Here is an 8,110-nt window from a genome sequence, read left to right as displayed (position 1 = left end):
CGGACGGGTTGGGGAACTAGACAGCTCCACCCTCCACCGGAGGTCTTCGTCATTTCAAGACGTCACACATCAACCAACGTCCCTGGGCAGTACAGCTAGCCGGCGCTCAACGGCCGCGTTCGTACAGGCTCAGATTGAGGGTCTCCCCGGCCCGCGCCATTCCATAGCCTCGCATCGGGTTCAGCCAGAGAATGTCGTGCTCGGTGATGCCGAACCGGATGGCGATGGTCTCCAGCGCGTCGAGGGGTGCCACGACGTAGGCCGACGGGTTGCCGGCGCTGTCGTAGTGCACCTCGCCCCTGGCCAGGTCCCCAGCGCCGGCGTCCGTCACGGTCAGGTCGGGGTCTTGGTCGGGCAGAGTCCAGGTGAGCGGGGCAGTGGCCAGCGCACGACCGAGAGTGCCGATGCCGTCGACCCGTTCCCAGATCACGGCCGTGCGCATCCAGCTGGGGTCCGTGGTCACCATCTCGGTGTCGTAGCCGAGGTCGAAGGTCTGCGTCGTGGCCGTGGTGACCTCGCTGTCGCCCAGGTAGCTCGTCGCGACCCTGAATTCACCGCTGGTCGCGTTGCCGTCGAGGGCATTCAGCTCGAGGATGGTGGTGTTCGCCACCGGGCCGACGTCGAGGTCGAGCAGGCTCACCATCAACCGACCGTTGTGCGTGGACACCTCGATCGTGCCCTGCACCTCGGGGCGGGGCGCGGTGGTGCCGCTACCGTCGACGAACCCTGTGAAGGTGCCCGTCGCGACGACGATGCCGGGGGCCAGGCCGCGCCGATCGGCAGCGGCGCCGGGCGTGGGAGTGGCGGTCGGCTCGCGCACACCGACTGCCGTGCATCCGCTCAACATCGCCACGGTCAGCAGCGCAGCCGCGACCCGGCCTGTTTTGATCGTCATCATCAACCCCCGCTGCAATCTAGCAGCGCACCCGCCGCGAATTGCGCAGATCATCGACACCTGAAATCGTAGGTACCGGGGAATGTGAGAGACGGCAGCACGCTGGGGGGAGCGCGATCATGCAACGTGAGAAGAGGGCTGACCGGTCGATCGACGACTGCGTCAGTGAGTCCACGTCATCGTCGGCGGTGCTCGTGCGCCTCCTGCCCGACTACGCCGGCACGGTGCTCTGGTGCCCGCACCCCGTCGCGTACGCTGCCACGCAGCTCGATGCCGCCCTGGTCACCGATCTGATCCGCTGGGAGATCGACTACTACGACGCGCTGACCGAGGACTTCGGCTGGCGCACCCCGGAGCTGGCCGCCGAGTTCACCGCCACCGGCATCCGCCTGGCGATGCGGTTGGCCGTGCAGCTGGGGTCGGGTTTCGACATCGAGTTCGCATCCTACGAGGCCGGGGTGGCCACCCGCCGCTTCCGCAGCGAGTGCCCGGCCGACAACCCGCGTGCCACCGCGGCGTTCACCCTGCTGGCCCGGAGCGCCGCGTGACGCTGCGGCTGCCCGTTGTGCCCGGCGACGGCGTCACCCTCCGTGCCTTCAGGGCCACGGATGCGCCGCTGATCCAAGAGGCATCGGGGGACGAGCTGATTCCGCTGATCACCAGCGTGCCTGCCACCAATGATCACGCTGCCGCGCTGGCCTTCATCGACCGGCAGCACGAACGGTCCCGCACCGGGGAGGGCTACTCGTTCGCCATCGCCGATCCGGCCGACCGGGCCGTCGGCCAGATCGGACTCTGGCCGCGCGTCGACCCCGGCTCCGCCAGCGTGGGCTACTGGATCCGCCCCACCGCCCGCCGTCAGGGCCACGCGGCCGCGGCGCTCGGAGCGCTGGTCGACTGGGCCGGCACCCTGCCGGCGCTGGCGCGGCTCGAACTCTACGTGGAGCCCTGGAACATGGGCTCCGCCCGCACCGCCGAGCGTGCCGGTTTCGAGCGCGCCGAGCTGATGCCGGCCTGGCGGTCTGTGGGCGGAACACCCCGGGACATGGTGCGGTATGCACTCCTGCTGCACTGACTTCAACAGCGCGGTAGCCTGAGCCCCAACGGCGAGAGATTGCGGGGCACGGGTTGTTGGAATCGTTTTGGACGTGGGTCGTCATCATCCTGGTCGCCCTCGTTTTTTCCGTCGCCATCGGATTCGCCACCCGCTCCCTGCTCGGCACCACGGTGGGCTGGCTGCGCACCTTCCTGGTGGGCCTGCTGGTCTTCGTCGGGTGCTGGCCGTTCGCCTACTTCGTCTCGATTCAGGCCCAGGTGATCGCCGCCGACGGCACGCCCACGGTGCCGATCGTGGTCGTGCTGCTCTTCGTGGCCCTCGCGTTCGGCTGGGTCTTCGCGCTCGGCATGGCCATGCTGGTGGCCACCGAGGCGCTCTGGCCCACCACGGCCGCCAACCCGATCGACGCCTTCCGGGCGGCCCTGCACCGGCGCCGGCGCACCAAGCGTTACCTGCAGATCCTCACGCTGCTCTCCAAACACGGTATCGGCTGGATCCTCAACGAGAGGCCGGGCGGCGCTCCCCGCGAAGGTAAGAAGGGCGGGCGCACCCCGGATGCCCTCGTCTCGGCCATCAACGAGGCCGGTGTCACCTTCGTGAAACTCGGCCAGTTGCTCTCCACCCGGCGCGACCTGTTGCCGGCCAGCTACACCCGGGCGCTCGCCTCGCTGCAGTCCGGCGCGGCGACGCTGCCGTGGCCGGCTATCCGTCAGGTGATCGAGGCCGAGATCGGCGGCCCGCTGGAGACCGTGTTCAGTCAGGTCGACGCACTGCCGCTCGCGGCGGCATCCGTCGCTCAGGTACACGCCGGAACCCTGCTGGACGGCACCCGAGTGGTGCTCAAGGTGCAACGACCGGCCGCGGCGGCTCAGGTCGCCGCGGACATCGACATCATCGTCAGGCTCGCGCAGCGCATTGAGAACCAGACCAGCTGGGGGCGCGACTTCGGCGTGGTGACCCTGGCCGAGGGCTTCGGCCGGTCGCTGCGAGACGAGCTGGACTACCGCATCGAGTTCAGCAGCACCCAACAGATCGGCAGCGTGGTGGCGTCGTCGGCGGAGAACGAGGTTCTCGTGGTGCCCCGCGTGTACGCCGAGGCCAGCTCCCGCCGGTTGCTGACCATGGACCTCATCGACGGTCTCCCGCTGAACGCCGCGGGCGAGCGGTTGAGCCGGATGGACCCCGAGGATCGTGGGGCGCTCGCCGCGGCCCTGCTGGATGCGGTTCTCGAGCAGGTGATCGTGACGGGCATCTTCCACGCCGACCTGCACCCCGGCAATCTGATGCTGCGGGCCGACGGCATGCTGGGCATGATCGACTTCGGCAACGTGGGCGTGCTGGAGCGCAGCATGCGGGAGGGCCTGGTGACGCTGCTGCTCGCGGCGACGAACGACGACGATATCGCCACGACGGATGCCCTGATGCTGGTGGTGGAGGCGCCGCCGGATGCCGACATCCTCTCGCTGCAACGCGACCTGGGCCGCGTGCTGACGTTGAACCGGCACAGCGCCAACGGCTCGATCTTCGCCGCGATGCTCGACACCATCCGCGACCACCACCTGGCCGTGCCGACCTCGCTGGGCCAGGCACTGCGGTCCCTGATCACCCTGGAACGCTGCCTGGACATCCTCGACCCCGACTTCGACATGGTGGAAACGGCGCTGGCCAGGGTGCCGCATTTTCTGCGGCGGCTCGTCACTCCCAAGAGCCTTCTCGGTTCGCTCCAGGCGCAGGCCGCCGTGTTGCAGGCCACGGCGCGTCGGCTGCCGCGTCGGCTGGAGACCATCAGCTCTTCCCTGGCCAAGGGCACCTTCAGCCTGCGCATCCGCGCCTTCGCCGAGCCCGATGACAGGTGGTGGATCGGCTCGGTCGTCACCGAAGCCATTGGAGTACTGATCGGCATCACCGCCGTCAGCCTGGGCATCGTGCTGGTGGTCTCCGACACCGGTCCTGACCTCGTGGCGGGCGTGCGGCTGTTCGCTTTCCTCGGTGCCTCGATCGGCCTCGTCGGGTTCATCCTGCTCATCCGGGCCCTGCGCCAGCTGTTCCTGCGTCGGCCGCACCCCTGACCTAGCCCGCGGCCCGCTGCCGGAACGCGATGGTATTCATCCGGTTGCCGCAGCGGATGCTGCAGAACCGCTTCGAGCCGTTGCGGGAGAGATCCACCAGAACGCCGGCGCAGTCCTGAGCCGCGCAGGCGCGCAGCCGGCCGGTCTCGTCGGTGCGGATCACATCGACCAAGGCCAGGGCCACCTCCACCCGGATGCGTTCGGCCAGCGGGGCAGCCGGGTCGGTGGCGTGCAGGTGCCAGTCGAGTCCGTCGTGGCGCATCAACCGGGGCAGGGCCCTGGCGCTTCGCAACATGGCGTTCAGCTCCACGGCCGCGTCGTCGCGGCCGAGGAGCCAGATGTGGCGCAACAGCTCACGGGTGGCGCGCACCTCGGCCAGTTCGGCCTCGGTCCCATCGAGGCGGCCGGAGAACCGGTGGGCCACAAAGAGCGCCGTCAATTGGACGGGCGTGACGAGCTCGTCGAGACCGCTTTTGGTGGCGCCGGCGACGGTATTGGCGAGGTCGACCGTGAACGCCAGACTCGCCTCGGTGTCAGGGGCAAAATGCAAATTGACTCCTTACTCACGACCACACTATCTTCATGATCAACACCCCTTCAATTCCGTCGTCTGTCTGTCTGTGTGGAGCCCCATGACGCGCCCGTCCACCTCGCTCGGCCTGGTCATCGCCCTCATCGCCGCGGCCACCTTCGGCCTCTCCGGCGCCCTGGCCAAGCCGCTGCTCGAGAGTGGCTGGAGTCCCGCCGCGGCCGTGACCCTGCGGGTACTCATCGGCGGCATCGTGCTCGCCCCGGTGGCCGTCATCGCGCTACACGGCCGCTGGGCGACGCTCTGGCGTGCCCGGTGGCGGGTGCTCGCGATGGCGGTCATCGGCGTGGCCGGCACCCAGCTCGCCTATTTCGCTGCGATCGAACGTATCCCGGTCGGCACCGCGGTGCTCATCGAATACATGGCCCCGCTGCTGCTCGTCGTCTGGGCCTGGGCGTGCAGCCGGCGGATGCCCAAGCGCGTCGTGCTCGTCGGCTCGATCGTAGCGCTGGCCGGCCTGATCCTCGTGGTGAACCCGACCGGGTCGGTGCGGCTGGACGTGCTCGGCCTCACTCTGGCGCTGACCGCCATGGTGGGCTGCGCCATCTACTACCTCGTGGCGGCGCAGCCCAGCGAGGGGTTGCCGGCCGTGGCGCTGGCCGGATTCGGTCTGCTGCTCGGCGGCGTGCTGCTGGGTGCCGTGGGGCTGAGCGGCCTGGTGCCCTTCACCACCTCCACCGCGGATGTGGCGATGTTCGGCGGAACGGTGCCGTGGTGGCTGCCGCTCATCATCATCGGCGTGGTGGCCACGGCCATCGCCTACTCCACCAGCATCGCCGCGAGCGAAATGCTCGGCTCCAGGCTCGCCTCGTTCGTAGGTCTACTCGAGGTGGTGGCCGCCACCTTCTACGCCTGGCTCCTGCTGGGCGAACAGCTCACCGGTCCGCAGTTGGTCGGCGGGCTGCTGATCCTGATCGGTATCGGCTTCGTGCGCTCCGAGAAGACGGATGCCGCGCTCGAGCCGGCGTCCGTTCCCCTGCTCGAGAGCAACCGACCCTAGCGGGCGACCACCGGCTCGGTCTCGGCGGCGAGGTGCGCGTTGGACAGGGACAGGCCGTGGCCCATCCGGCGGAAGAGCAGCGCCGCGATGATGCCGCCGACGGCGAAGAAACCGGCGCCCCACCAGTACGCGACGGCGTAGCTGGTCACCGCGGCCTGTGCGGCCACCTCGGCCGTGGCGGGCAGGTGCGAGGCCACATAGTCGGCCGCCGCGGTGGCCGCCAGGGTGTTCAGCAGGGCCGTGCCGATCGAGCCACCGACCTGCTGGCTGGTGTTCACCATCGCCGACGCGACGCCGGCGAACTGGCGGTCGACGCCGAGGGTGGCGGTCTGCATCGAGGCGGGCATGATCGAGCCCATCGCGAAGCCGAGAATCATCAGCGCCGGCAACACATTGGCCGCATAGGTGCTGTCGAGGTTGAGATTGGTGAGCAGGATCATGCCGGTCGCACCCAGTGCCATGCCGAACGGCACCATGACCTTGGGGCCGAATCGCGGCACGAAGATGTTCGTCGACAGCTGCGCAGCGAGCACGAGCATCGCGATCATCGGCAGGAACGAGAAACCGGTCTGCATTGGTGTGAAGCCGAGCGACGTCTGCAGGTAATACGTGACGAACAGGAAGATGCCGAACATGCCCGCACCGGCGATCATCACCGAGAGGTAGGCGGCACCGCGGTTGCGGTCGAACACGATCTGCAGCGGCAGCAGCGGATGCGCGGCCTCGCGCTGCCAGAGCACAAACGCGACGAGCAGCACCACGGCGCCCGCGAGCATGCCCCAGGTCAGCGGCGAGTCCCAGCCATCCGTCTCGGCGTTGGAAAAGCCGAAGACCAGGCCGAACAGTGCGGCCGAGACCAGGATCGTGCCGGGGATGTCGAGCTTGGGCCGCGGGCCGGTGCGCTGCAGGTGGTCGACGAAGATCGCGGCGCCGATGACCCCGACAATGGCGATGACCACGTTGATGTAGAGGTTCCAGCGCCAGTCGAAGTACTCGGTGAGAAAGCCACCGAGCAGCAGTCCGACGGCGCCGCCGGCACCGGCGATCGCGCCGAAGACGCCGAAGGCCCGCGCCCGCTCCTTGGGGATGGTGAAGGTCGTGGTGAGCACGGCCAGGGCCGTCGGGGCCAGCAGTGCGCCGAATGCGCCCTGCAGGGCCCGGGCGGCGACCAGCCAGCCGAAGCTTCCGGCCGCGCCGCCGAGCGCGGAGGCGATCGCGAAGCCGATCAGGCCGATGATGAAGGTGCGCTTGCGCCCGATCAAGTCGGAGAGCCGGCCACCCAGCAGCAGCAGGCTGGCGAAGGCGAGCGAGTACGCGGTGACGATCCACTGGCGGTCGCCGTTGGAGAAGCCGAGGTCGGCCTGGGCGGAGGGGAGGGCAATGTTCACGACCGTGGAGTCGAGCACGACCATGAGCTGGGCGAGGGCGACCACGCTGAGGGTCCACCACCGGCGGGAACTGGGCACATTGGTTCGAGACATAAACGCGACTCTATACGATACTGTGGAGTTCCGGATCTTAACAGTTCCTGAATTTACGCCCCGGTAACATGTGGAGGCATACAGGATTGATCCGTCACCGAAAAGGAGGTCGACGCAATGACGCAGCTCGAACCCGCCGGGGCGGCCGAGACTACCGCGGCCGAGACCAAACTGGGTCGCAAGCGTGACCACACCCGTGACCCGGAGATCTTGGCCGCGGCGCTCGAGGTGCTCGCCGAGACCGGCTTCGACGGCATGACCATCGACATGGTCGCCACCAGGGCCAAGGCCGGCAAGGCCACGCTGTACCGGCGCTGGCCCTCGAAAAACGAACTCGTCATCGACGCCGTCGCCTGCATGAAGCAGGGCGACCTGGATCAGGCCAGCCTGCCCGACACCGGAACCCTGCGCGGAGACTTCGTGGCGATGATCAAGCCACGCTCCATCGAAGACGGCGAGAAGAAGATGCAGATCATGGCCGGGCTGATGTCGATGCTCTCGGCGACGCCCGAGATGGCCGACGCGGCGAACAACGCCATCGTCAAACCGCGGGCGGCGGCCAACCGATTCCTCATGCAGCGGGCCATCGACCGCGGCGAGATTTCGCCCGAGTGCGACATCGACACCCTCTGCCTGGTCACCCCGTCGATGGCCGCCTACCGCACCCTCATCGAACGCAAGCCCGTTGACCGGGACTTCCTCATCACGCTCATCGACGGGGTGCTGCTGCCGGCGCTCGGCCTGCGCGGCGATACCGCACCGGCTGGGCGCGGTAAGGTTGCGCCACCGGCCTCGTAGCCGGCGGAGTTCCATCTCGACGAAGAGAGCGTGTCATGTCCGGCAAGTATGAATTGACTGCAGACCGATCCGGTGGCTATGTCTTCAAGCTCAAGACCCACAGCGGTGAAGTGCTGATGACCTCGGAGAGCTACCAGACCAAAGCAGCCGCGCTCAAGGGCATCGAAGTCGTCAAGGCCGACGCCAAGGGCAAGGTCGTCGATCTCACCGAGCCGCAGTAG

Annotated in this window: 9 protein-coding genes; 6 read left to right on the top strand and 3 right to left on the bottom strand. The window is 68.3% G+C overall.

What is annotated here, in order from left to right; genetic code table 11:
* Positions 1–106: 106 nt before the first annotated feature.
* Positions 107–895 (bottom strand): LysM domain-containing protein, encoded by a 789-nt coding sequence (locus E3T19_RS05590; RefSeq protein WP_134408296.1) that lies wholly within the window; start codon positions 893–895, stop codon positions 107–109.
* Between the two features lie 119 nt (positions 896–1,014).
* Between E3T19_RS05590 and E3T19_RS05585 the strand changes: the two genes are divergently transcribed.
* Genes E3T19_RS05585 through E3T19_RS05575 form a run of 3 tightly spaced genes read left to right on the top strand, consistent with a single transcriptional unit; the run spans position 1,015 to position 4,021 of the window.
* Positions 1,015–1,443, top strand: coding sequence for a hypothetical protein (locus E3T19_RS05585; protein ID WP_134408295.1), 429 nt, complete (start codon positions 1,015–1,017; stop codon positions 1,441–1,443).
* Entirely contained in the window at positions 1,440–1,970 is a 531-nt protein-coding gene (locus E3T19_RS05580; RefSeq protein WP_088455387.1) for a GNAT family N-acetyltransferase, read from the top strand. The genes E3T19_RS05585 and E3T19_RS05580 overlap by 4 nt, the downstream gene beginning before the upstream one ends.
* A 53-nt stretch (positions 1,971–2,023) precedes the next feature.
* Complete coding sequence (locus tag E3T19_RS05575; protein ID WP_134408294.1) at positions 2,024–4,021, top strand: AarF/ABC1/UbiB kinase family protein; 1,998 nt, start codon at positions 2,024–2,026, stop codon at positions 4,019–4,021.
* Position 4,022: 1 nt separating this feature from the next.
* Here the strand turns inward: E3T19_RS05575 and E3T19_RS05570 are convergent, their stop codons facing one another.
* The gene (locus E3T19_RS05570) at positions 4,023–4,571 is read right to left on the bottom strand and encodes a CGNR zinc finger domain-containing protein (RefSeq protein ID WP_134408293.1); all 549 of its coding nucleotides are present in this window, start codon (positions 4,569–4,571) and stop codon (positions 4,023–4,025) included.
* Between the two features lie 82 nt (positions 4,572–4,653).
* On the opposite strand from E3T19_RS05570, the gene E3T19_RS05565 reads away from it, so the two are divergent.
* Positions 4,654–5,610, top strand: coding sequence for a DMT family transporter (locus E3T19_RS05565; RefSeq protein WP_134408292.1), 957 nt, complete (start codon positions 4,654–4,656; stop codon positions 5,608–5,610).
* Here E3T19_RS05565 and E3T19_RS05560 read toward each other — a convergent pair.
* Complete coding sequence (locus E3T19_RS05560; RefSeq protein WP_134408291.1) at positions 5,607–7,091, bottom strand: MFS transporter; 1,485 nt, start codon at positions 7,089–7,091, stop codon at positions 5,607–5,609. The genes E3T19_RS05565 and E3T19_RS05560 overlap by 4 nt on opposite strands.
* A gap of 117 nt (positions 7,092–7,208) precedes the next feature.
* Here E3T19_RS05560 and E3T19_RS05555 point away from each other — a divergent pair, with 117 nt between their 5' ends.
* Positions 7,209–7,889 carry a TetR/AcrR family transcriptional regulator gene (locus tag E3T19_RS05555; RefSeq protein WP_088455392.1) on the top strand — a complete coding sequence of 227 codons (681 nt, stop codon included), beginning with the start codon at positions 7,209–7,211 and terminating at the stop codon, positions 7,887–7,889.
* Between the two features lie 35 nt (positions 7,890–7,924).
* Positions 7,925–8,110 (top strand): DUF1508 domain-containing protein, encoded by a 186-nt coding sequence (locus tag E3T19_RS05550; protein WP_088455393.1) that lies wholly within the window; start codon positions 7,925–7,927, stop codon positions 8,108–8,110.

It is taken from the genome of Cryobacterium sp. TMT4-31 (assembly GCF_004403385.1).
In the GTDB taxonomy this organism is placed as follows: Bacteria; Actinomycetota; Actinomycetes; order Actinomycetales; family Microbacteriaceae; genus Cryobacterium; species Cryobacterium zongtaii.
The sequence above is the reverse complement of the archived record's forward strand: the minus strand, read 5'-3'. Positions and strand labels throughout refer to the sequence as shown.